The organism is Brevibacillus gelatini (assembly GCF_050920745.1).
GTDB lineage: Bacteria > Bacillota > Bacilli > Brevibacillales > Brevibacillaceae > Brevibacillus > Brevibacillus gelatini.
On sequence record NZ_CP154342.1, the window covers coordinates 2,762,041 to 2,783,643 of the forward strand.

Here is a 21,603-nt window from a genome sequence, read left to right on the forward strand (position 1 = left end):
GCGGACGGCTCCTACCGCGAATCCTCCTGCTGGGTAGACCGCTCCAGCCTGTGCTTGCCGTGGTTGAGCGCCTGCATTTCTCCGTAGCTCGCGAGCGCCCCGATCACCAGAAAAACAATATAGATGATCGCCGTCGCGATTCCGGCCGCCGGAGACTTGTCCCCGATCTTATCCCCGATCAGGATCGTGAGAAAGCAGCCGGCGATACTGATGATTCCCCCCCACACCATCAGGCGGAAAAAGCGATGCAGCTTTGTGCCTTTCGGGATCAGTATCTCGCTTTCTTTCTGTTTTTTCCTGCGCGCGGCGATGAACAGAAAAAGGAGCAGCGGCACCTGAAAAATCAGGACGTACAGCGTGAAGCTGTAACTGAGAAACTGGTCGATATCCGACACTTTTGGAAAGGCGAGCAGGGAAGTCACCACCATGAAGCAGCCGGCGGGCGCGTTGTACGTGTTGTAGTGCATCTGCCCGCCAAACGACCCGACCCCTACGAGAAAAGCCAGATACGCGACGATGACTTTAATACTGAACACCGGAAACCACATGCTGAACAAGACCATTTCCACACGGTCGAGAAAGTCCGTCAGGTGAATTTGCTGCACGAGAATGTAAATGGGAAAGTTGAGCCGCCCCGCAATGATGTGGCCCATCACTCCGAGAAGAATCAAGACGATAATCGTAGTGGTTAAACATACAATCATGATCCCATGCTTCATGGCGGCAAACATCAGGCGCGATTCGCTGCTGGCATGCAGAAAAGCGCCAAACAGCAGGATGTTTCCATATACGCCGATCGGCAGCAGGTTGCTTACGAAAATCCGTTCCAGACTCGCGCTCAGAATCGGCTCCAGCCGCTCGATGCTGTACTCGTTCATCAGGAGAAAGTAAAGCAGGAAACACATGATGAAGTAGGCGGGAAAATATATTTCGTTGACCCTTGCCGCCACCTCCAGGCTCGTTTTGCCGTAGTACATCAGCAGGAGAACGAACACAAGCAGGATGATTTCAAGCGGCGTGTGAGGCAGCAGGGAAATGCGCACAAAATCGGCAGCCCCTTTAATATCGAGGGCGAGGATCATCCATACGTAAAACAGGATAATCATGTTGATGAATCCGCCGATCCATTTGCCGCAGATGATAAACATGATCTCAAACAAATTTTTTCCAGGGTAGGCATGCACAAGTTCCGACAAGACATAGGCAACGAGTATGGCATAGCAAGCCGGAACAATTTGCGAGAACCACGCATCCATCTTGGCCACCTGGATAACGGCTCGAAAAAAGCTTATCATCATCCCCGTCATCAGCAAACTGAAGACCAGCCAGGCAATTTGCCGATGATTGATAACTTGCTTGTGTATCATGCACTCCCTCCTTTACAAGATCTGGTCAATCCACATTTTTACCCGCGGCCCCATGTTGTTCAGAAAAAAGTGGATGTGTATCATCAAGCCCTGCTGATATTGGACTGAGTACAATCCGATTGCCGAAAGGATATAAAGCGTATAGATGACGATTTGCTGTTTTCGCTCCATATGCTTGCGATGGAAGAAAAAATCGAGAAAGAAAAACAACAGCATCAGGATATACAAGGCTAAAAACAATCTATTCATTCTCGCTATCTACCTTTGTTATGTTTCTCGTCGTTTGCCCAATCTCTTCGATGACCACCTTGGAACGGATCGTGTAAGTAATTTTCGGAAGTTCTTCATACCAGCGCTCCCGATACGTTTCCCGCCACTCACGGGGAAAATATCTGGCCAAAACAATACCCAATCCAATGGTGTCCGTCCGATATTTTTGCATGATTTGCAGCGTCTTTTCGACACTGGTTTTGACCTCTTTTTGCAGCATTTCCTCGATCTTCTTGATGTTATTGACGTGCTCCAGATTGATTCCCGTCATATTCTCCATGACGATACCTGACGCGTACACCTTGATGTCGAAGTGAACGCGCCCATCTTTTAGAACAGGCGTAATGTCTGCCTTCCCTCTTGAAAATTCAACGGTCATCCGATTATCGCCGCCAAGCGAGAGTACGGCAGAGAACGGCGTGAAATATCGCTGAAACCAGCGAACCCCCTTGATCGAATCGGATTGTGCCACGTGTATGAGCTTGTCATCGTGAAACAAAGCGAGCCCCATTATTTGCACTTCCCGCGACTGCCCTTTGGGATGCGAGGGAACGGGAGCAATGACTGGCAAAAACGCGTCGACCCCAGGTGTGGTGAGCATCTGGGCAACATCCTTGAGCGACACGGGGAGCGCCTCCATTTTTAACAACTCGCGCATGGCCTCTCCGGAAAAGCGCTCGAACTGCGGCTGGACATTCAACAGCTCGATCCCTTTGCCTCTGGTCATGACGAGATAAACGGTCAAACGGTTTTCGGGAAACCGGGCGATGATGTCGAGTGCATCACTCATCCCCTCCCTGGCCAACTGTTCCCCGATGACAATCACCCGATGGTGGGAATAGTACAGCTCACGGGACATGCGCGACTGGATAATATCGTTCGCCTCCCTGAGCGTCTTGCCAACGGCCGAGTCTACATAGTACGTCTTGTCCCCGCTTGTTCCGCCTCCCCCGCCAGAAGTGGAACCGAGACTGCTGACCAGAGGAACCTGTACTGACAAGCGATAGAGGTCACCCGGCTCTTTGTCAATGGCCATAGCAATCACGATTGCCATGTCATTGACTTCACGCCGATCCCAGCAGCCAGTCACAAGCAGCATGCTCAACAACAATACGACAATCGGAGTGAGACGTTTCACGCATTTCCCTCCTCGCCTGAATTCCCGCGGCTCGTAGTTCCCGCCTGCCCTCCCCTTTGCTGCACCTGTTTGGCATAGGCTGGGTCCATCCTGTGGGCATTTGGGATCGCGAGCAATCTGGGCCGCTTTACCATAAAGGCCCATGGCACCCGCACCAGCACATCCTTCAAATCTCCAACTGACATTGGAGCGACCGGAGACAGGTACGGGACCCCAAAGGAGCGAAGGTTGGCCATATGCCCGAGAATGAGCAACACACCGACCAATATTCCGTATATGCCCAGAATCGAGGCCGCGATCATCAGCGGGAAGCGAAGCATCCGAATCGAAATGGCTGCATTGAAGTGAGGAATCGTAAAAGAGGCGATCCCGGTGAGCGACACGACAATGACCATCGGCGCGGAGACAATCCCGGCTTGCACCGCCGCCTGTCCCACAACGAGCGCCCCCAAAATACTGACCGCTTGGCCAACCGTTTTGGGGAGACGAATCCCCGCTTCCCGCAGCGCTTCAAAAGCAATTTCCATAATGAGCGCCTCGACGATCGCGGGAAAAGGAATCGACTCGCGAGCTGCTGCGACGCTCAAGAGCAACGTAGTCGGCAGCATTTGCTGGTGATACGTCGTAATCGCCACGTACAACGCAGGAGTGAGCAAGGCAATAACGAGGAACAGAAAGCGCAGCCAGCGAAGCAGCGTCGTCATCTGGAAACGTTCGAAATAGTCCTCGCTCGCCTGCATCATCATCCAAAACGTAGCGGGCGCGATCAGGACCATCGGCGTTCCATCGACAAAAATGGCCACGCGACCTCCCAGCAGCGAAGCGGCCACCGTGTCCGGACGCTCTGTGTACATGATCTGGGGAAAGGGAGAATAGATGTTGTCCTGAATCAACTCTTCAATATAGCCGCTTTCCAGAACCGCATCAATTTCGATTTTGCTGATTCGCCTGGAAACCTCTTCCACAACTTGCGCATCCGAGATGCCCTGCAAATACGCGACCACCACGTTCGTATTTGTCTCGCGGCCAACCACCAGCGACCTCATTTTCAAGCGGGGCGTGCGCATTTTGCGCCGCAACATGGAGGTGTTCGTGCGGATATTTTCAATGAAGCCTTCCCGCGCCCCGCGCACGACAGCTTCTCCCTCAGGCTCGTTCACCGAGCGGATTTCCGCTCCGCGAATGCCCAGCGTGAGTGCCTCTTTGTTTCCGTCGACCAAAATGCCCGTATCGCCGGACAAAACCGCCTGCAAGAGCTTCTTGTAGTCGTCGACCCTGTCGATTTGCGAAACGGGGAGCAGCGCCTCTTCAATGACGTCGATATTATCATCCCCGGCTTCCATTATCATGAGAGCTTTCAGCGCCTCATTCACCTGGGCTGTATCAATCAATCCGTCTACAAACACGGCGATTGCACGGGCACTGTGTTTTAGTCTGAACTCGCGAATGACAAAATCCGAGCAATCCGAAAAAAGATTTTTCAGCACTTCTACGTTGTCGTCCAGATCAGGAAAAAGCGGTATGCCTTCCAACTGAATCAAGCTGCTGTTCTCCATCGTCTCCAGCAATTCTTGCATCTTGCTTTTTTTCTTCTTGAACTCCACGTCACATCACCAGCCACTGGAAAGCTAACCGTATTATGGTTGTTTTCCCGAAAAGATATGCAGTGTGCTGCATAGCTGTTTTGCGATCTGGAGAAAGTAGGAGCACATCTACCGTCCAAAGGAAGGTGCCATCGTGGCGAATGCAACCAAAGAATACGAGCTGACGATTGCCGGACATACGCTTTGCATTACGAACCCGTACAAGCCGCTCTGGCCGGAAGCAAACGTGACCAAGCTTGATTATTTGCGCTATCTCATGACCGTGGCGCCGCATCTGCTGCAGTATGCCCAAAACCGGCTGTTAACCGTGATTCGCTATCCGCACGGCATCCATGGCAAGCATTTCTATCAGAAAAACATTCCGGAATACGCTCCGTCCTGGATTCAGACGCACACGTGGGAAAACGTCCGCTATGTGCTGTGCAACGATGAAGCCACCCTCCTGTGGATGGCGAATCAGGCAGCGCTGGAATGGCACGTTTCCTTTCATATCGCCACCGATGAAACACCGACGGAGCTGGTGTTTGACCTCGACCCGTCCACAGATGATTTTGCTGTCGCAATCGAGGCCGCCCTGCTTGTAAAAGAGCTGCTGGACGAGCTTAAGCTTCCCGCCTTTGTCAAAACGTCAGGCGCAAGCGGTCTGCAGGTGTACGTTCCGATCGAGCTGCGCTATACGTTTGCGCAGACGAGGCAAGTCGGGCATTTTATCGCAGCGTATCTGGTCAGCAAGCACCCTTCTTTTTTGACCATTGAACGCATGGTGAAAAATCGCGGGGACAAGCTGTACATCGACTATTTGCAGCATTGGCGCGGCAAGACGCTGCCTGCACCTTATTCAACGCGGGCGAAAAAACAGGCTACGGTTTCCACCCCCTTATTATGGGAGGAAGTGCCGTACTCTCATCCCAGTGCCTACACTGTGCACACTGTTCCGCAACGTTTGCAGGAGAAGGGCGATCTGTTCGCCGCCGTTTCCCGCCCGACAAAAAGAGCCTCGCTCGACCCCATCCTCGACTTTTTGCGCTGATCGTGAGCATCCCTATTGGAATCCTTCTGTTCAGGTATGCTATACTTGGCACAGACGTTTTGAGGCAAGGAGGCATTTTCATGATTGATCCGATCGCGCTTTCGTTCGGACCCCTAAAAATTCACTGGTACGGCATTATCATGGGGTTGGCCTTTTTTCTGGGGACTTACCTTGCAAGGTACAATTCCAAACGTTCCGGCATTGATCCCGACCACGTCCTGAACATGGTCTTGCTGATTATCCCGGCAGCGATTGTTTGTGCCCGCTTGTATTACGTCGTGTTTGAATGGGCGCAGTACAAGGACAATCCACTGGACATTTTTGCCGTCTGGAAAGGCGGCCTGGCAATTCACGGCGGGCTGATCGGGGGCGTCCTCGCGGGAACGTACTACATTCGCAAGCACAAGCTTCCCTACCTTCGCCTGGCTGATATTTTCATGCCCAGTGTCATCCTGGGGCAAGCCATTGGCCGCTGGGGAAATTTCATCAACCAGGAAGCGCACGGCGATGTAGCGTCTGCAGAGTTCATGGCGAAGTTTCCGGCCTTTATCCGCGATCAGATGTTTATCGGCGGACAGTATTATCATCCGACCTTCTTGTATGAATCGCTGTGGAACCTGCTCGTCTTCGGCATCTTGATGCTCATGCTCTATCGTTTTAAAAAATTCGACGGGCAAGTCTTTTTCAGCTACATGATTCTGTATTCCATCGGCCGCTTCTTTATCGAAGGCATGCGCACAGACAGCCTGCTGATCGCCGACACACTGCGGGTAGCCCAGCTCGTCAGTCTGAGCCTGATCGCCCTTGGGACCATTTTGATGCTGGTCTATGCCCGCAAAAGCAAGCAGTCTGGCCATTCTCACAATTCAATGGAATAGCAATCGGGAAAATCCTGTACAACCACTCTCGCCTTTCCTGGCAGAGTGGTTTTTGCTTGCTCCCCCGTCTGAATTGTCGCAATGTGGGAAATAACTGGAAGACAGGAGGGATCGCCCATGGATGACGATATTTTGGAGGAGTATTTGGATCGTCTGGTTCGCATCCATTTTGCGCCAGACATGATCGGACCAGGCTTGCCCGCCTACGCGGAAGGCAAGCTGTATGACTACAGTCCCAATGGGATTCTGATTGAGGAAAAGGACGGTTCGCTCGACTACATTCCGTTTTCGGCTGTACGACTCGTGCAAATCAAGCCAAAAGCCAGCTTGTGGGAGCGCTTGACAGGCATTGGCTAAGCAAAAAGACACCTTGCTACGAAATCGGCTCGCAGAAGGTGTCTTTTATCGGTTTTACAGGAAAACGTCATATACGACATAACAGGCTGCAGCCAACAGTCCGGTTACCGGAAGCGTAATGATCCAGGTAACGACGATCCGTCCGGCCACTCCCCATTTGACTGCGTTCAGCTTTTGTGACGCGCCTACCCCCAAAATCGAAGAGGTGATGACATGCGTCGTACTGACAGGCAGTTTCAAGGTAGTAAAGATTGTGATAATCAAGGCAGAAGACAGGTCGGCTGAAAAACCGCTGATTGGCTTGATTTTCATAATCTTTCCACCCATTGTTTTGATGATGCGCCAGCCCCCGAAGGAAGTCCCCAGCGCCATGGCAAGTGCGGCGGACAGCTTCACCCACAGCGGGATGGTAAACTCTCCTGGCTCCTGAACCAAAAATCCGCCAGAGAGCAGGGCCTGTGTGATAACCCCCATGGTTTTCTGGGCGTCATTGGCTCCGTGGCTGAAAGACTGCCACGATGCGGACAACACTTGCATCATGCGGAAGTTGCGATTCGTTTTATGGTAATTCATGTTGGCGACAACCGCCGAAACAATTTTGATAACGATAAAGCCGACGACAAAGGCGACGATTGGCGAAATGATGAGCGCCTTGACGATCTCAACAAAGCCTTCCATGTTGATCGAACCGAAGCCGGCAGCCCCTACAGCGGCGCCTGCAACGCCCCCGATGATCGCGTGAGAGGAAGAGCTTGGGATTCCGAACCACCATGTAATCAGGTTCCACAAAATCGCGGCGGTCAAGGCGGCCAAAACGACAACGAGTCCGTTTTCCAGCTTGAACGGGTCCGTGATTTTGCCCCCGATCGTCTTCGCCACACCTGTATAGGTGAGCGCTCCCACGAGGTTAAAACACGACGCGAGTATCACCGCGGTACGCGGACTCAACGCCCTGGTCGACACAGAGGTCGCGATGGCGTTGGCCGTGTCGTGAAAACCGTTGATGAAGTCAAAGCTGAGCGCCATGATGACGACAAGGACGAGAATAATCACCTCTGGCGAAAGATCAAGCATTCTTTAACACGATCCCTTCAACCAGGTTCGAAACGTCCTCGGCAAAGTCAGCACAGTCTTCCAATTTGTCATAAATTTCCTTCAGTTTGATCGCTTCGATCGGATTGGCATCAGGTGAATTCAGCAGATCAGATACCATTTTGCGGTAATTCGAATCGGATTCATGCTCCAGATCCTTGATTTCCCGCGCAATTTTCGCTACGATCTGGTGATCGAGCTTGCGGAGCGTGCGAATCAGCTCAATCAGCTTCGCCGAACATTTGACCAGAATGTTTGCCTGTGCCAAAACTCGCGGATCCGGCTGACGAACTTGGTAGAGATACATGCGATCCGCAACACCGTCAATGTAATCGATCATCGAATCCATTGTGTGTGCGAGCAGGTGAATGTCCTCGCGCTCAAGCGGAGTGATAAAGGTAGAGTTCAATTCGTTCATGATGCGGCGAACGATCTCATCCCCTTCTTTTTCAACAGCCTTGATTGCCTTCACTTTCGCTTCTACATCATGATAGTTTCCTATCATTTCATAGAAAAGATGAGTCCCTTTGTGCACCGTGGCAATCTGCTGTTCAAACAGATCAAAGAAGATATACTTGTTCGATTTCAACATACTTTCCTTCTTCACTCCTTTGGATAAATCACACCTAGACGATTATATCGAAAGTTATTGTTGACGTAAATTTAAATTCAAGGGCAAGTGTGTAGATTTTTCTTAAAAAAAATATTAAGTTTTTGTAAATCTCCTTTACACTCTGCCAAAAACAAAACACCCGTCTGTTTGAGCGAGCGACAGGTGTTACCATCTCTTCTTCTCATTCGTTCAATGCGTAGCGACAATCATGCAATCTTTCTTTTTCTTCGCCTCGTACATCAGCGTGTCTGCCTTGTGTGTCAGTTCTTCTGCCGTATCGGCATGCATCGGATAGGAAGCTGCGCCTATGCTGACCGTCACGCCTGACAGCGCATGGCGGACCTGCTCTTGTATCCGCTTCCCGACCGCGAGCGCCTCATTCGTATCCGTATGCTTCAAAAGCACGACAAATTCTTCTCCGCCCCAACGCCCGACCGTATCCTGGCTCTGCACATTGGCTTGCAGAATGGAAGCGAACTGGCAAAGCAGCCGATCCCCTGCCATATGGCCGTGGCTATCATTGAATTGCTTGAAATTATCCAGGTCGATGAACAATAGCGTGAGCGGATATTGCTGATTTTCGGCCTGGTTGATCTCGCGAATCAGCCTGTCCAGAAATCGGCGGTTGACCAAAACGCCCGTCAGCGAGTCGTAATAGGCCATTTGTCGCAGGCGATTCACGTATTGTCCCAACCTGTATCCAACTGCAATCTGAACCAAAGCCACAAGCACGACAACCATCATCGGCATCTGCTCGTTATGCAGTATGCATAATGCAAGCCAAGTCAATATCATCAGACAGGGCACGCCCATGCCAATCCAGCGCGAGTCCAAGTTGCTCTCCACCTCCGCTCCATCCAATGTAGCAGCAACGTAACCAAAACATTACATAAGACCCAAAAAAAATCATGTGTAAGTAGGTCTAAATCCTTACTATCAGGAATATTTTACCTACCTTTCTGCTGAAGTTCAAGCACTATTCTGCTGAATGACCGGATGATCCGCCGTTGTCACGAGATTTACGCACCATTTTGTTTGAATTTTCCCATTTATCCCAACCCTCTTTATTTTTATATAATGAATACGCTATACTAACAAAATATTATTTATCGATAGGGAGGAATTAGCCAAATGCTCTGGTTGCAACCATTGATCGCCCGCTACGACACGACGATCTGGATTCGTGTCATCGGAACGATCCTCACTACTTTTGCGGGCTTCATGATTCGGCCGTTCCTCGCCTTCTATCTGTATGACAGGATGGACGGGAATCTGATCCTGGCTGCCATGGTCACCAGCCTGCAACCGTTGACGAGCATCATTTCCGGCTATTTTGCCGGAAGCCTTTCCGACCGTTATGGCCGAAAGCCGCTCATGATCGCTGCTTTGGCGATTGAAGCGATCTCCATGGGCGGATATATCTGGGCGGAAAGCTTATTTACCTTTGCAGCGCTGACCATTTTGAACGGGATCGGAGCTTCCTTGTTTTGGCCAGCCGCCAGCGCGCAAATTACGGATGTCGTACCGGAGGACAAGCGCAGCGAAGTATTCGCGCTGCTGCACACCGCACTGAATCTCGGTGCTGCCGCTGGTCCGCTGATCGGCGTTGCCATCTATAAAATGAACCCGGCGATTGCCTTTGGTCTCTGCTCCTGTATGCTGTTCGTCTACGCTCTGCTTATTCTATGGAAGGTTCCGGAGACACTGCCGGATCACATCCGGGAACAGTCCCATCGAACGGCAAAAACGGACCAGGCTCCGAAAATGAAGCTGTCCGAGCATCGTACCCTCATCTGGATGACGCTTGCTGCGGTCCCTGTATCGCTTTTGTACTCCCAGGTTGAGATCATTTTGCCGCAGCATTTGCGCACCCAGTACACAGACTTTCTCAGCGTCTTCGCTACCTTGATGACGATCAACGGCGCTTTGGTCGTCTGCTGCCAGATTGCCATCGCCAAGTTTGCCGAGCGTTTTCCTGCTCACCGGGTCATTCTCACAGCCTATCTGTTTTTGGCCTGTGTCGGCTTTGGTTACGGGTGGGCGCCGAGTTTTCTTTTGCTCGTGCTCGCTGAAGCGCTGTTTACGATTGGGGAGATGCTGTACGGCCCGCAAATCCAAAAGGCGATCTCCATCATGGCACCGGAAGAATACCGCGGACGCTACTTTGCGATCTTCGGCGCGAACTGGGGCATCACAGGTACGATCGGCCCTTCAGTGGGCGCCGTAGCGTTCAAAGGAATCGGGGGCGCTCTCTGGTTTTCGCTCCTGGGCCTGCTGCTTCTCGTCGGCGGACTTTTTCAATTCCGTTTTGTCAAAAAAGCGACCCGGGCTGCGGCGGCAGAAAGTGTCCAATCGGTGACAAGCTAATGCAATGAATAAGCCAGACAAAAATAGCCTGAATACGAAGCAGGAGATGGCCCATCGCTTCGTATTCAGGCTTTTTCCATCTGCAACACTTGAGCCCTTCACCTCCTATCCCCTTTTTTCTGTCGGCAAAATGCAGCTTGCTCGCCTTAGCGATGAATTGGAATCAATTGGGACGGGCACCATACTGGTACGCTATGGAAAACGGAGTGAAAAGTGTATGCCCCGTATCGAATCCGTTGCGACTGCCGTTCCGCCGCATGAAGTTTCTACGGAACAATCCAGGCAGTTCGCCCGTCATTTTTTTCAGGATGCCTTTCCCGATATTGATCGGCTCCTAAACGTTTTTTCCCACAGCCACATCGAAAAACGGCATTTTTGCATGCCGCTCGACTGGTTTTTCACCGACTGTCCGTTTCCCGAAAAAAACAGGCTGTATATCCGGCACGCAGAAGCCTTGTCGCTTGCAGCCGCACGAAAATGCCTGGAAAAAGCCGGGCTAACGCCAGCCGATATTGATTGTCTCGTATTCGTCTCCAGCTCAGGCATCGCCACGCCGAGCATGGATGCACGCCTTCTCAACAGTCTCGGGCTTCGCTCCGATATTACGCGCATTCCGCTTTGGGGATTGGGCTGTGCCGGAGGAGCGATGGGCTTGTCCCGCTCTTTCGAATACGCCGGGGCCTATCCCGAGCACAGGGTGCTGCTCATCAGCGTCGAGCTGTGCGGGCTGACCTTTATTCGCCAGGATTTGTCCAAAAGCAATCTGGTAGCGACGTGTCTGTTTGGAGACGGAGCTGCCGCAGTCGTCGTCAGCGGCGATCGCGTCCCCGCCGTGGCACAGGGGAAGTCGCCCCAAATCCGGTTTTGCGCTGCCCGCACGACGACGTGGCCCGATACGCTCGACGTAATGGGCTGGGAGCTGACAGAGCCGGGGTTGAAGGTGATATTTTCCCGCGACATTCCTACGTTGATTCAGACGCACATGCGCGAAAACGTAGACAGCTTTTTGGCGTCGCACCAGACGACTGTGGATCGCCTGCGCCACTTTATTTTTCATCCGGGCGGTGCCAAGGTATTGAACGCCTACCAGACTTCGCTCGGCATAGATGCGCAGGCGACCCGCCACTCAGAAGAGGTGCTGCGCCATTTTGGCAACATGTCTTCGCCGACCGTGCTGTTTGTCCTGGAAAAAAGCATGGAGCAAGCCTGGCAGCCGGGAGAGCGCGGATTGGTGGCGGCGCTTGGACCCGGGTTCAGCTCGGAGCTGCTCCTTTTGGAAGCGAGGTAGGTGCGATGTTCTTTTTCGTCGTGGTCATGGCCGTCGTTTGCCTGCAACGTCTCTGTGAACTGATGCTGGCAGCACGCAACGCCCGCTACATACGTGCCAGGGGAGGCGTGGAAATCGGAGCGAGCCATTACAAGTATATCGTGCTGTTGCACGTTTGCTTTTTGGTCAGCCTGATTGTGGAAGTGGTCGCTACAGACAGTGCATCGCCCCTGCCTCCGTGGTGGGTGTACAGCTTCGGCCTGTTTTTGGCGGCCCAGCTGCTCCGCTACTGGTGTATCCGGAGTCTCGGCAAGCGGTGGAACACGCGCATTCTGATCGTTCCCGGCGAAGCGCCGCTCCGGCGCGGGCCGTACCGCTGGCTGCGCCATCCGAATTACGTCGTCGTGGCGATCGAGCTGTTCACCCTGCCACTGACGTTTTCCGCCGTGAATACCGCCGTTGTTTTTACGATCCTGAATGCCTGGCTGTTGTTGCGCGTGCGCATTCCGCTGGAAGAAAAAAGCGTGTACGAAAGATAAGCGAAGACGATTCCAAAATGGGCGGCCGCGTATAGCGGATGGTTGCCGAATCAGGCAAAAAAGCCTGCGACCGAAGTCACAGACTTTTTTCTTTCGTTCAGGTTTACGATTGCTCGAATCGCGGAAAAGAAAATAAATACGTTACTAAAGTTCTGTGAGGTGGAGCCATCGTGAATCGTACAAATTTTGTAGAGCCTCTGGAAACAAAACGCACCATCGTTCGTGATTTTTTCAGCCTGATTGAAACCTTGCCCAACAAGGACGATGCAGCCAGCGTGCAAAAACTTCTCCGCTACCTGCAAAGCTTGCTCCGAATCAAACAGGTCATCCCGCCAGTGGTCGAGATCATGACCATCGTCAAAACGAACAAGCCGATTCTTTATCATTCCGCTCGTCGCTCCATCGTGGCCTCCAGCAATTTGCACATGCTTTTCCAGATTGAAATGGATGTGGAGCTGGCACACGAGAGACTGGCGCAGTACGATAAATAACCGGCTTGCCGAAAGTTTACTTCAAGTTTTCGGGATTGAGGCAGTCGAGCTCAGGAATGACAAAGCGGCCGTCTTTGCGAATCAGGACGCCATCGAACCAGATTTCTCCCCCGCCCCACTCCGGACGTTGAATCGAAACCATGTCCCAGTGAATCGACGACTTGTTTCCGTTGTACGCCTCATCGTAGCATTGGCCGGGCGTGAAGTGGAAGCTGCCGTCGATTTTTTCGTCGAACAAAATGTCTTTCATCGGATTGCGGATGAACGGGTTGACCCCGATGGCAAACTCGCCGATGTAGCGGGCGCCCTCGTCCGTATCGAGAATTTCGTTCAGTCGCTTGCTATCGTTGGCGGTCGCCTCGACGATTTTGCCGTCTTTGAAGGTCAGGCGAACGTTTTCAAACGTAAAGCCGTGGTACGGTGTTGGCGCATTGTGCGTAATGGTGCCGTTGACGGAGTTTTTCACCGGAGCGGTGTACACTTCGCCATCCGGGATGTTGCGCAAGCCCGCACATTTGACCGCCGGGATGTCCTTGATCGAGAAAGTCAGGTCTGTGCCCGGCCCGACCAGACGAACTTCGTCGGTACGGTTCATCAGCTCGACCAGGCTGTCCATCGCCTTGTCCATTTTTCCGTAATCCAGATTGCACACCTGGAAGTAAAAGTCTTCAAACGCCGCCGTGGACATGTTCGCCAATTGTGCCATAGACGGGTTCGGATAGCGAAGCACCACCCATTTTGTTTTGGGCACGCGCACGTTCATGACTGGCAGCTCGTACAGGCGGGAGTACATGCCGAGCTTCTCTCCCGGAACATCTGCCATCTCGTTGATGTTGTCCGCTGCGCGGATGCCGATATAGCCCTGCATTTTTTCCATGAGGGCCACTTCATTTTCCGCCATGAGCTTCAATTGTTCTTCGTTGCAATTCATCGCGATGTCACGACTGATCGCCGGATCAATCTGCTGAACGTACGGGCTGCCTCCCGCCTTGTAAATTTCACGGACGAGGGCCGATACCAATTCAGGCGTCTTTCCTTTGGCGTTAATCAGGATGTTTTCCCCTGGCTGTACGCGGACAGAGTAGTTCACCAGGTTGTAGGCCAATTGCTCCAAACGAGAGTCTCTCATGCTTGACACACCCTTTTTTCATTTTTCTGATTACAACTGTATTCTTGCCGATAAATCAATATAAGTCAATAAAATTTATTTTATTATAATGACAAAGCAGCATGCCAGCTTTTGTCGCAGTTGAAAAAGCTGGCTTGCCCTGGCGCGCTTGCGTCAATCTCGTGCCGCTCGCTGCTCCCCTTCCTCAATCGTTCCCCGCTTGTACACATCGCTCACCTGTTCCTGTGTAGATGCCAACCCGCCTGCTTGCTCGTCATCTACCTGATACAAGACGTTTTCCATCTGTCCTGTTTCGCTGATTTGCTGGACTGCCATCGTCTGTTCCTCCTTCCAATGATTTTCGGTATAGTGTGCGCCAGACGCCCCACATTTAGCCATGCATTCGTAGCAGCCTGGCTTCCTGGGGAATAGACAAAAAAAGACGCCCTGCCACTTGCGGCAAAGCGTCTTTCAGCCGTTCTGATTATTTGTTTTTATTCGCAGAAACATCTGGAACCATCAAGGACCAGCCGGTTCTGTTGGCCACATCTTGGGAAGCATTGCGCCCGATGATGATGCTCTCATCTTCTTTTGGCAAAGCGGACCAACCGCTGTTTGGCGCTTGAACAACCTGGAAGTTGCTTGTGGAGACAAAGTTGTCTTCTGTCGGCATAGCCAGCCAGCCGCCATTGGAAGTTTGCACGACCTGGAATCTGTTTGTCGAAACGAATTGATCTTCTGCCGGCATGCTCATCCAGCCACCGTTTGCTGTTTGCACAACCTGGAAGCGATTGGTGGATACGAATTGGTCTTCTGCTGGCAACAGGGACCAGCCGGACGCCGAAGATGCATCAGGAACCAGTCGGCCGCTCACGAAAATATACTCGTCTTCTCCAGGAAGCTTGATCCAGGCTCCAGGAACATTGCTTCCGGTTTGCGGCTGTTGAGCTGGTGCTGCTGTTGTGGTTTCAGCTGCCGGTGCAGTGGTTGGTGCTTCTGTCTCGCTTTCAGTTGCCGGTGCGGCAGTTGGTGCTTCAGTTGTCGTTTCCACTGCTGGCGCAGGAGTTGTCGTGGAAGCTTCCGTTGTATTGGAGGAAGCTTCCTGCGCACAGGCTGCCTGTGCAAACAGGGCCGCTCCGAGAATAAGAGAACCCATCATCAATGTGCTTCTTTTTTTCATATGTGTACACTCCTATTCGCGTAGTACACACATTGCCCTCTGAAATGTCCCCCACCTGCTCCCCTGAGAGCAACCCTACATGCATTGCTTCATTTTCCGCAAGAAGTACGTAAACTGCTCCAATTCTTCGTCGCTCAGGTTTTCAAGCAATTTGCCCACCAGTGCTCTTCGCTGGCACAGAAGCCCCTCCAGCATGGGAATTGCCTTTTGCGACAGCGTAACCCATACGACTCTCCGATCCAGATCATCACGAACCCGATCGATATAACCGGCTTTCACCAGCCGATTCAGCGCAATCGTAGTCGCACTGTTGGATTGCTTCAGAATGGTCGCCAGTTCGGAAACTGTGCTTCTTCCTTTTTGATGAAGCACTCGCAGCAAGATAAATTGCTTGGGACTAATCAGCCCCTCTTCTTCCAGCCAATGGCTGATAAAGAAGCGAGCCATTTCGACAAACGCTCGATCCAGTTCCTCAATTTTACTGGCGCGGGACATGTCGCTCACAACATCACCTATTTTCAGAAAGTAAATAACATTGGTACTTTTACTATAAAACTATATAGCCTAAGTACGTGAAGATCAATAGACCTGCCAAAATTATTTCTTTCCTCGAAAGGTATGTATGAGCCGGAACAAAGTGTTTACCACTTAATAATTTTACTGTAAAACTTATGTGCAACAACATCTTACCGCAAACAGGAAAAACTGACAATAGGCGAAGTTGGCAAAATCGTGACAGCAGCTTTTGGGCGTCCTCCATTATTTTCCTTGAATCTTATTCCGTATCCAATCGTATTGCATGTATAATAGAAAGGCAGTCCAAGCGCTGGCCCACGGCAATCTATTGCCGGCGAAACCATGTACATAGGAGATCAAGTCGATGGAACAAACCAAAAGTACAGCAAAATGGAAAAGCGAATTGCTCGACTGGTTAAAATCGTTTGCCTTGATTGGCGGTTTGACCGCCTTCATCTACGTGTTCATCATGGCTCCCTACGTCGTCCAGGGGCGCTCGATGGAGAGCACGCTGCATGACCGCGAGCGGGTCATCGTCAACAAAGCGATTTACTATTTCAAGGAACCGCAGCCAGGCGACATCGTGATTATTCACCCGGATGCGAGCGGCGACAACTGGATCAAGCGCGTCATCGCTGTCGCAGGCGACACCGTGGAAGCGAAAAACGACCAGGTGTACGTCAACGGTCAACCGCTCAGTGAAGAGTATCTGACCAACAACAAGCTGCAAGCTTCGGCGGCCGGCGTGACCTTGACCGAGGACTTCGGTCCGGTTACCATTCCGGAAGGCAGCGTTTTTGTGATGGGAGACAACCGCAACAACAGCATGGACAGCCGGGTCATTGGCCCTGTCAAGCTCGATCACGTAGTCGGTCGCGCGGAAGCAGTCTACTGGCCATTGTCCGCCATTCGTCTGCCGAACTAAACGGCTGTGAGCCTGTCTGGACAATCGCATACGAAAAGCCGCTCTGTACCGTTGAGCGGCTTTTTCTTATTACGCTTTTATTTTTGCGCGGTGGCAGTTGCGGACAAGTAATCCTCCAGAGTAATCCCTTGCGCCGTGATCTCTTGCGCCATTTCTTTTCCGACGTAGCGAATGTGCCACGGCTCATAGGCGTATCCGGTCGTGTCTTCCTTGCCTTTCAGATAGCGGATGATGAAGCCGTATTCTGCACAATGCTCCGCCAGCCATTTTCCTTCCGGCATGTCGCCAAACGATTCCTCCAGCCTCGTCTTCACATCGGCACCGGACACGTCCATCGCCAATCCGGTCTGATGCTCGCTTTTTCCCGGAACGGCGCTGTACTTGGCAGCATGCTCCGCCCCCTGGGTTTGCACATAGGTCTCATACAACGATTTTTGCGTCTTGTACGAACGATAGCCGGACACGGCGTACAGCTCGATGCCGTCCTGCCTGGCGGCTGCAAACAACTCTTCCAGCGCTCGTGCCGCCTCTTGGCGCAGCAACCGTTTTTCCACTTTTTCATCAAACGGGAACGGCACGTTCGGCTCCACCAGATCAGGTGGAATATAGTCAGCAGGCAGCGCCCGCTTCTTGTTCACGACAACGGCGAGATCGGTCGGGTTTGTCACCGTCGGAACCCCATTGACGTCTGTGATCGTCTCGGCCAGGGATGCCTGCTTCGCCCGAAGAGATCCCTGTGTTGGCTCCGCTGTATTTGCTTGCGTGCTTTCTCCCGTTGTTGCCGTATTTCCCGCCGGCTGAGTCGAGTTGGACGAAAGCAGGCTGTCGAGCGAAGGCGCTTCACAACCACTGAGCAGGGCTACGGATAGTGCGGCGACGATCGCAAGGCCATTGGTGCGATTGTTATTCATGATTGATCCTCCTGGTTCCATACAGACACATACGTTCTGCTTTACCTTACCATGGAGTGAGACGAAATAAAAGGACGGATTGTCACACTTTTGCCTGCACCGCTTCTCTTGCTTACTTTTTCAACTCGATAACCCGTTCGCTGTCATCCCAGGTGACGGTGTACCCGAGCTTTTCGGCCACTTTTTTCACAGGGAGATACGCTATTCCGCGCACAGTAATGGCATCCGCCCGGAAGTCGGCGCTGCTTTGGCCCAAACCGAGCAGCAGTTTCTTTTCCTGCACATAGGCGATGCCGTCCACGATCAGCTTTTGTTCCGGCAAAAACGGGTACGTCTGCCCGTTTACGGAAACGGCAAAAGGCTCTCCCGGCTCATACGGCACTTCCTCCGGCTCGGCAGCCGTGTAGGCGATTGCGTCGACGCCAAGCACTGTGCCTTCCCGGGTATTGTCCGCTCCGCCGTACATCCTGCCTGTCTCAAAATCGTAGACGATCGCCTGCACATTGCCGATCTCTGCGGGCTGCTCGGCAAAGACATGGCCTTTTGCCATCAACTGCAGGATGACGTCCTGGTCAATGCCCGCCTCCCAGGAGACGTTCGGATAGCTGCTGGAAAAAATGCGGGGAGCGCGGATGGCGTCCTCGATGTTCATCCCGTGGTCGATCACGTTGAGAATCGTTTGCGACACGGAAGCGATAATCGTCGAGCCGCCCGGCGAGCCAACCGCCAAAAACGGCTGCCCGTCTTTGAGCACGATCGTCGGCGTCATGCTCGACCGGGGGCGCTTGCCTGGCTCCACCTGATTGACGCCGCCCGGAACAGCATCAAAATCGGTCAGCTCGTTGTTGAGCATGAAGCCGTAGCCCGGCACCATCACACCGCTTCCGAATACGTCTTCAATCGTGGTCGTATAGGACACGAGGTTGCCCCATTTGTCCATGACGGCAAAGTGGGTCGTCTGTTTCACGGGCGAGCTGTCGAGCATTTTGAGCGCGGCCGCCGGCTTTTGTCCTGTGTCGTACTTCCACGGGTCGCCAGCAGTGATATTGGCATTGGCCCGGTTGTCGTCGATCAGTTGGCGCCTTTCTTTTATGTAATCGTCGTGGAGCAGTCCTTGCTTGGGCACCGGATAGACGTCCTCATCCGCCATGTACGCCGCCCGGTCGGCATAGGCGAGGTGGTTGGCCTCGATCAGATGGTGCAAATACGCTGCGGAACCAAAGCCGTCTTTTTTGTTGTCGTAGCCTTCCATCAGCTTCAAAATCTGGATCATCGTCAAGCCGCCCGAGCTGGGAGGGGACATGGAAATCACTTCATAGCCGCGAAACATCCCGCGCACCGGCTCCCGTTCCTTGACCTGGTACGCTCTGAGGTCGTCCATCGTCATGTTGCCGCCTGTGCGCTGCACCTCTTTGACCAGCGCGCGGCCAATCTCGCCTTTGTAAAAAGCATCCGGTCCTTCGTCGCGGATCAGCTTCAGCGTCTTGGCCAAATCGGGCTGGACGAGCATTTGCCCTTCCTCCAGCGGACGACCTTCCGGCAAAAAGACTTGCGCGGCGGTTTTGTGCTTTTCCAGCTTGGCGCGCGACTTGGCGATATAGTCTGCCGTCACCCAGTTGACGCGAACGCCTTTTTCCGCCAGTTCAATCGCTGGCGCAAGCACATCGGCCAGCTCCCACGTGCCGTACTGCTCCAGCGCTTCTGCTACGCCGAGCAACGTCCCCGGCACACCGACTGCCTGACCGCTGGTGTGCCGTTCTTCAAAAGGAATCGGCTGCCCGTCGGCCTGCAAAAACATGTCGGCGGTCACGTTTGCCGGAGCTGTTTCCCGGCTGTCGATCACCGTAATTTTGTTCCGGTCTTTCAAATAGATCATCATAAAGCCTCCGCCGCCGATTCCCGACATGTACGGCTCTGCGACGTTCAGAGCCAACTGGATTCCGGCGGCGGCGTCCACGGCATTTCCCCCCTTGGCCAAAATGTCCCGACCGACCTGTGCGGCCGCAGGATGGGAGACAGCGACAATCCCTTTTGTGGCGCCATCCACTCCTGCCGGAACACCGGGAACTTTCGCCCACGCCAATTGGGTTAGGGAAAAGACGGAAATGAACGAGAGGGCTACCATCCTTATTTTTTTCATACAATCCCCCCAGGCTTTTTCTTTTCTAATCTGTATTCTATTATTATAATTTTCAGTATTTTTTCAGGTCAACCTGCCGCTCTCCGGCAGAAGAAAAAACACTCTTCCGAGGCGAGGGCATGTTCCCCGCCGGAAGAGTGTCCCTATTCAAAAGCGTTCGATTACGGCAGGATGACCAGATTGCTGACGACCGGTCTCTCTTTGCCACCCGAAGGCTTGTTCAAAATCTTGCCGTTGTAGTAAAACGCGCTGGAGCCGCCGCCATCGAGATTGTAGGCGTCGACGACGTGGAATTCCTGCAGCTTGCGTTGCGCTTCTTCCAGCGTAACGCCTTTGCTCCAGCCTTCCCGTCTGCCGTCGATGACGATGAGCAGCAAGTCGCCGTTGTCAAAGTGTCCGATGAGCGTGCGCGGCTGGCGAGCGTTGGCCCAGTCGCGAGGGATCGGCAGTCGCTTCCCGTCCTGCAGCAGTCTTGGCAAAAAGCTGGCCCCCTGCAAAATGCCCTGCTGGGTAATTTGCGCCTGCGTGGTAATGTTGGCTCCCACCAGGTGGCCTTTGTTGTTAAACCCGACGAAGCTCAGCTTGGAATTGTTGGAAAACGTGCGAATCTTGCCGTCGACAACCGTAATGCCAAGCGGCGTCAGATAGCCTTTGCTGTCGCTCATGAAGCCGCCTGCGTTGATCGCCAGTACAGCTCCGGTGCGTTTTCCGGCTTTGCTCGTCGTCTCGCCCTTGCTCTTGACCGAGTCGTTGGCAAGCACCATTTTCAGTGCGTTCGGGTCTTTCAGGCGAACTTTTGCCATGTATCCGCGATAGCCTGCTTCCTGCAGCGAATAGACTTTGACCGTCGATCGGTTCCCGAAGGACTGCCCGATCGGGTCGCCGAGCATGTTGGACAAAATCGTGTCCAGCACATCGGCCGACTTTTGCGTCTGCGATTTGCTCGTCGCAAGCAGGTTGTTGATGTGCTTGCTCTGCTCTTCGTACTCTTTTTGCTCCTTTTTGGCGCGATCGCGGATGTCCTCGACCACGCTTTCCACGTGGCGTATCGTCGTCTTGGTGTCGTTCAGTTGCTGCCCCAGCTCGTCCGCCAGTTTTTTCGACTGCTCCGAGTCGAGCTTCAAGCCTTCCGCCTGCAGCTTGTCCGCGGGATTGGTCAGGGTGAGGGCAAGCAAAAAACCGAGCGCTGGCGCCAGCAGGAACAGAAAAAAGCGATTGACTTTACCAAGCACGAGCTGCATCCTCCAGTTTTTTCAGCGATGCCTTCAAATCCACCAGCTGCTTGTTCAACTGGTCGATCCGATCCTGCAATGCCTCTTTTGTCTTGTTCGTCCCGCCGATCGTCTCACCCGTCAATTGCAGGTCTTCTTCCAGACTGCCAAGACCCGTCTGTACGTCTTTCAACTCTTCCTGCACCAGCACGAGTTGTTCGCCCAACGCTTTCATCTGCTTCTGGTTGTCTTCCTGTATCTGATCGATGCGCAGGTTCACAAGTTGCTGCTGCTTGTCCAGCGTATGGGCAGTAAAGGCGTAGCCAGCGTAAGCGAGTCCTACCCAAACCAGTACAGCGAGTGCGACTGGCAATAGAGGCCGCTTGCCTTCTGTTCGGGAGGGAAACAATGCTTGAAACAGGCTGCCTCGTTTGCGTCTGTTCGCCTGCTTCCCGTTTGCCGGGAGTGGCAGAGTAGTAGACGAAGTCGATGACGCTTCCATGTAATTGTCGTTCATCGGCTCCCTCCTCCTTTCTGTGACATAGAGTGAGGTTTTATTATACCATAGTTTATTTTTCGACAAGGCTTTTCCAAAAATA

At 52.8% G+C, this 21,603-nt stretch carries 23 protein-coding genes; 8 read left to right on the forward strand and 15 right to left on the reverse strand.

The window, feature by feature from the left end; translation table 11 throughout:
- Nucleotides 1–11: 11 nt before the first annotated feature.
- The 4 genes from AAFJ72_RS13230 to AAFJ72_RS13245 are packed head-to-tail and all read right to left on the reverse strand — an operon-like array spanning nt 12 to nt 4,352.
- Nucleotides 12–1,367, reverse strand: a complete 1,356-nt coding sequence (locus AAFJ72_RS13230) for a GerAB/ArcD/ProY family transporter (RefSeq protein ID WP_432774281.1) — start codon at nt 1,365–1,367, stop codon at nt 12–14.
- A gap of 12 nt (nt 1,368–1,379) precedes the next feature.
- Nucleotides 1,380–1,616 carry a hypothetical protein gene (locus AAFJ72_RS13235; protein WP_432774282.1) on the reverse strand — a complete coding sequence of 79 codons (237 nt, stop codon included), beginning with the start codon at nt 1,614–1,616 and terminating at the stop codon, nt 1,380–1,382.
- Nucleotides 1,609–2,775: a Ger(x)C family spore germination protein gene (locus AAFJ72_RS13240; protein WP_432774283.1), complete on the reverse strand. Its 1,167-nt coding sequence runs from the start codon at nt 2,773–2,775 to the stop codon at nt 1,609–1,611. Before AAFJ72_RS13240 ends, AAFJ72_RS13235 begins: the two co-directional genes overlap by 8 nt.
- On the reverse strand, nt 2,772–4,352 hold the full coding sequence (locus tag AAFJ72_RS13245; protein WP_432774284.1) for a spore germination protein: 1,581 nt from the start codon (nt 4,350–4,352) through the stop codon (nt 2,772–2,774). Before AAFJ72_RS13245 ends, AAFJ72_RS13240 begins: the two co-directional genes overlap by 4 nt.
- A gap of 160 nt (nt 4,353–4,512) precedes the next feature.
- On the opposite strand from AAFJ72_RS13245, the gene ligD reads away from it, so the two are divergent.
- The 3 genes from ligD to AAFJ72_RS13260 all read left to right on the forward strand — a co-directional run bounded on the left by ligD (nt 4,513) and on the right by AAFJ72_RS13260 (nt 6,644).
- Complete coding sequence (ligD, locus tag AAFJ72_RS13250) at nt 4,513–5,409, forward strand: non-homologous end-joining DNA ligase (protein ID WP_122905751.1); 897 nt, start codon at nt 4,513–4,515, stop codon at nt 5,407–5,409.
- An 80-nt stretch (nt 5,410–5,489) separates the two neighbouring features.
- A complete protein-coding gene (gene lgt, locus AAFJ72_RS13255) occupies nt 5,490–6,287 on the forward strand; it encodes a prolipoprotein diacylglyceryl transferase (RefSeq protein ID WP_122905752.1) in 798 nt (265 codons plus the stop codon).
- Nucleotides 6,288–6,404: 117 nt separating this feature from the next.
- Entirely contained in the window at nt 6,405–6,644 is a 240-nt protein-coding gene (locus AAFJ72_RS13260; RefSeq protein ID WP_122905753.1) for a hypothetical protein, read from the forward strand.
- A gap of 54 nt (nt 6,645–6,698) precedes the next feature.
- Here the strand turns inward: AAFJ72_RS13260 and AAFJ72_RS13265 are convergent, their stop codons facing one another.
- The 3 genes from AAFJ72_RS13265 to AAFJ72_RS13275 form a co-directional block, all read right to left on the reverse strand.
- On the reverse strand, nt 6,699–7,718 hold the full coding sequence (locus AAFJ72_RS13265; protein ID WP_432774285.1) for an anion permease: 1,020 nt from the start codon (nt 7,716–7,718) through the stop codon (nt 6,699–6,701).
- The gene (locus tag AAFJ72_RS13270) at nt 7,711–8,328 is read right to left on the reverse strand and encodes a DUF47 domain-containing protein (protein ID WP_122905755.1); all 618 of its coding nucleotides are present in this window, start codon (nt 8,326–8,328) and stop codon (nt 7,711–7,713) included. The genes AAFJ72_RS13265 and AAFJ72_RS13270 overlap by 8 nt, the downstream gene beginning before the upstream one ends.
- 210 nt (nt 8,329–8,538) lie before the next feature.
- Nucleotides 8,539–9,195, reverse strand: a complete 657-nt coding sequence (locus AAFJ72_RS13275; protein WP_432774286.1) for a GGDEF domain-containing protein — start codon at nt 9,193–9,195, stop codon at nt 8,539–8,541.
- A 285-nt stretch (nt 9,196–9,480) separates the two neighbouring features.
- On the opposite strand from AAFJ72_RS13275, the gene AAFJ72_RS13280 reads away from it, so the two are divergent.
- The 4 genes from AAFJ72_RS13280 to AAFJ72_RS13295 all read left to right on the forward strand — a co-directional run bounded on the left by AAFJ72_RS13280 (nt 9,481) and on the right by AAFJ72_RS13295 (nt 13,013).
- On the forward strand, nt 9,481–10,716 hold the full coding sequence (locus AAFJ72_RS13280; protein ID WP_432774287.1) for an MDR family MFS transporter: 1,236 nt from the start codon (nt 9,481–9,483) through the stop codon (nt 10,714–10,716).
- Between the two features lie 217 nt (nt 10,717–10,933).
- The gene (locus tag AAFJ72_RS13285; RefSeq protein ID WP_432774288.1) at nt 10,934–12,004 is read left to right on the forward strand and encodes a type III polyketide synthase; all 1,071 of its coding nucleotides are present in this window, start codon (nt 10,934–10,936) and stop codon (nt 12,002–12,004) included.
- A 5-nt stretch (nt 12,005–12,009) separates the two neighbouring features.
- Entirely contained in the window at nt 12,010–12,522 is a 513-nt protein-coding gene (locus AAFJ72_RS13290; RefSeq protein WP_432774289.1) for an isoprenylcysteine carboxyl methyltransferase family protein, read from the forward strand.
- A 170-nt stretch (nt 12,523–12,692) separates the two neighbouring features.
- Nucleotides 12,693–13,013, forward strand: a complete 321-nt coding sequence (locus AAFJ72_RS13295; RefSeq protein WP_432774290.1) for a hypothetical protein — start codon at nt 12,693–12,695, stop codon at nt 13,011–13,013.
- A 16-nt stretch (nt 13,014–13,029) separates the two neighbouring features.
- Here the strand turns inward: AAFJ72_RS13295 and AAFJ72_RS13300 are convergent, their stop codons facing one another.
- The 4 genes from AAFJ72_RS13300 to AAFJ72_RS13315 all read right to left on the reverse strand — a co-directional run bounded on the left by AAFJ72_RS13300 (nt 13,030) and on the right by AAFJ72_RS13315 (nt 15,796).
- Nucleotides 13,030–14,142 (reverse strand): aminopeptidase, encoded by a 1,113-nt coding sequence (locus AAFJ72_RS13300; protein ID WP_122905760.1) that lies wholly within the window; start codon nt 14,140–14,142, stop codon nt 13,030–13,032.
- Between the two features lie 153 nt (nt 14,143–14,295).
- Entirely contained in the window at nt 14,296–14,457 is a 162-nt protein-coding gene (locus tag AAFJ72_RS13305) for a DUF4025 domain-containing protein (protein ID WP_432774291.1), read from the reverse strand.
- Between the two features lie 148 nt (nt 14,458–14,605).
- Nucleotides 14,606–15,301 carry a hypothetical protein gene (locus AAFJ72_RS13310; RefSeq protein WP_432774292.1) on the reverse strand — a complete coding sequence of 232 codons (696 nt, stop codon included), beginning with the start codon at nt 15,299–15,301 and terminating at the stop codon, nt 14,606–14,608.
- Nucleotides 15,302–15,376: 75 nt separating this feature from the next.
- Nucleotides 15,377–15,796, reverse strand: coding sequence for a MarR family winged helix-turn-helix transcriptional regulator (locus tag AAFJ72_RS13315; protein ID WP_246005829.1), 420 nt, complete (start codon nt 15,794–15,796; stop codon nt 15,377–15,379).
- A 385-nt stretch (nt 15,797–16,181) separates the two neighbouring features.
- On the opposite strand from AAFJ72_RS13315, the gene lepB reads away from it, so the two are divergent.
- Nucleotides 16,182–16,742 carry a signal peptidase I gene (gene lepB / locus AAFJ72_RS13320; RefSeq protein ID WP_432774293.1) on the forward strand — a complete coding sequence of 187 codons (561 nt, stop codon included), beginning with the start codon at nt 16,182–16,184 and terminating at the stop codon, nt 16,740–16,742.
- A gap of 77 nt (nt 16,743–16,819) precedes the next feature.
- Here lepB and AAFJ72_RS13325 read toward each other — a convergent pair whose 3' ends face one another.
- The 4 genes from AAFJ72_RS13325 to AAFJ72_RS13340 all read right to left on the reverse strand — a co-directional run bounded on the left by AAFJ72_RS13325 (nt 16,820) and on the right by AAFJ72_RS13340 (nt 21,521).
- Nucleotides 16,820–17,653 (reverse strand): M15 family metallopeptidase, encoded by an 834-nt coding sequence (locus AAFJ72_RS13325; RefSeq protein ID WP_122905765.1) that lies wholly within the window; start codon nt 17,651–17,653, stop codon nt 16,820–16,822.
- 112 nt (nt 17,654–17,765) lie between these two features.
- Entirely contained in the window at nt 17,766–19,793 is a 2,028-nt protein-coding gene (ggt, locus tag AAFJ72_RS13330) for a gamma-glutamyltransferase (protein ID WP_432774294.1), read from the reverse strand.
- Between the two features lie 161 nt (nt 19,794–19,954).
- Entirely contained in the window at nt 19,955–21,025 is a 1,071-nt protein-coding gene (locus AAFJ72_RS13335) for a phosphodiester glycosidase family protein (RefSeq protein ID WP_122905767.1), read from the reverse strand.
- Entirely contained in the window at nt 21,015–21,521 is a 507-nt protein-coding gene (locus tag AAFJ72_RS13340; RefSeq protein WP_432774295.1) for a hypothetical protein, read from the reverse strand. Before AAFJ72_RS13340 ends, AAFJ72_RS13335 begins: the two co-directional genes overlap by 11 nt.
- Nucleotides 21,522–21,603: the final 82 nt, after the last annotated feature.

Excerpts from the sequence above, each read along its gene's own strand:
- AAFJ72_RS13230 (WP_432774281.1), bottom strand. The coding sequence starts at position 1,367 with ATGATACACAAGCAAGTTATCAATCATCGGCAAATTGCCTGGCTGGTC.
- AAFJ72_RS13235 (WP_432774282.1), bottom strand. The coding sequence starts at position 1,616 with ATGAATAGATTGTTTTTAGCCTTGTATATCCTGATGCTGTTGTTTTTC.
- AAFJ72_RS13245 (WP_432774284.1), bottom strand. The coding sequence starts at position 4,352 with ATGCAAGAATTGCTGGAGACGATGGAGAACAGCAGCTTGATTCAGTTG.
- lgt (WP_122905752.1), top strand. The coding sequence starts at position 5,490 with ATGATTGATCCGATCGCGCTTTCGTTCGGACCCCTAAAAATTCACTGG.
- AAFJ72_RS13260 (WP_122905753.1), top strand. The coding sequence starts at position 6,405 with ATGGATGACGATATTTTGGAGGAGTATTTGGATCGTCTGGTTCGCATC.
- AAFJ72_RS13265 (WP_432774285.1), bottom strand. The coding sequence starts at position 7,718 with ATGCTTGATCTTTCGCCAGAGGTGATTATTCTCGTCCTTGTCGTCATC.
- AAFJ72_RS13270 (WP_122905755.1), bottom strand. The coding sequence starts at position 8,328 with ATGTTGAAATCGAACAAGTATATCTTCTTTGATCTGTTTGAACAGCAG.
- AAFJ72_RS13280 (WP_432774287.1), top strand. The coding sequence starts at position 9,481 with ATGCTCTGGTTGCAACCATTGATCGCCCGCTACGACACGACGATCTGG.
- AAFJ72_RS13285 (WP_432774288.1), top strand. The coding sequence starts at position 10,934 with ATGCCCCGTATCGAATCCGTTGCGACTGCCGTTCCGCCGCATGAAGTT.
- AAFJ72_RS13290 (WP_432774289.1), top strand. The coding sequence starts at position 12,010 with ATGTTCTTTTTCGTCGTGGTCATGGCCGTCGTTTGCCTGCAACGTCTC.
- AAFJ72_RS13300 (WP_122905760.1), bottom strand. The coding sequence starts at position 14,142 with ATGAGAGACTCTCGTTTGGAGCAATTGGCCTACAACCTGGTGAACTAC.
- AAFJ72_RS13305 (WP_432774291.1), bottom strand. The coding sequence starts at position 14,457 with ATGGCAGTCCAGCAAATCAGCGAAACAGGACAGATGGAAAACGTCTTG.
- AAFJ72_RS13310 (WP_432774292.1), bottom strand. The coding sequence starts at position 15,301 with ATGAAAAAAAGAAGCACATTGATGATGGGTTCTCTTATTCTCGGAGCG.
- AAFJ72_RS13315 (WP_246005829.1), bottom strand. The coding sequence starts at position 15,796 with ATGTCCCGCGCCAGTAAAATTGAGGAACTGGATCGAGCGTTTGTCGAA.
- lepB (WP_432774293.1), top strand. The coding sequence starts at position 16,182 with ATGGAACAAACCAAAAGTACAGCAAAATGGAAAAGCGAATTGCTCGAC.
- AAFJ72_RS13325 (WP_122905765.1), bottom strand. The coding sequence starts at position 17,653 with ATGAATAACAATCGCACCAATGGCCTTGCGATCGTCGCCGCACTATCC.
- ggt (WP_432774294.1), bottom strand. The coding sequence starts at position 19,793 with ATGAAAAAAATAAGGATGGTAGCCCTCTCGTTCATTTCCGTCTTTTCC.
- AAFJ72_RS13340 (WP_432774295.1), bottom strand. The coding sequence starts at position 21,521 with ATGAACGACAATTACATGGAAGCGTCATCGACTTCGTCTACTACTCTG.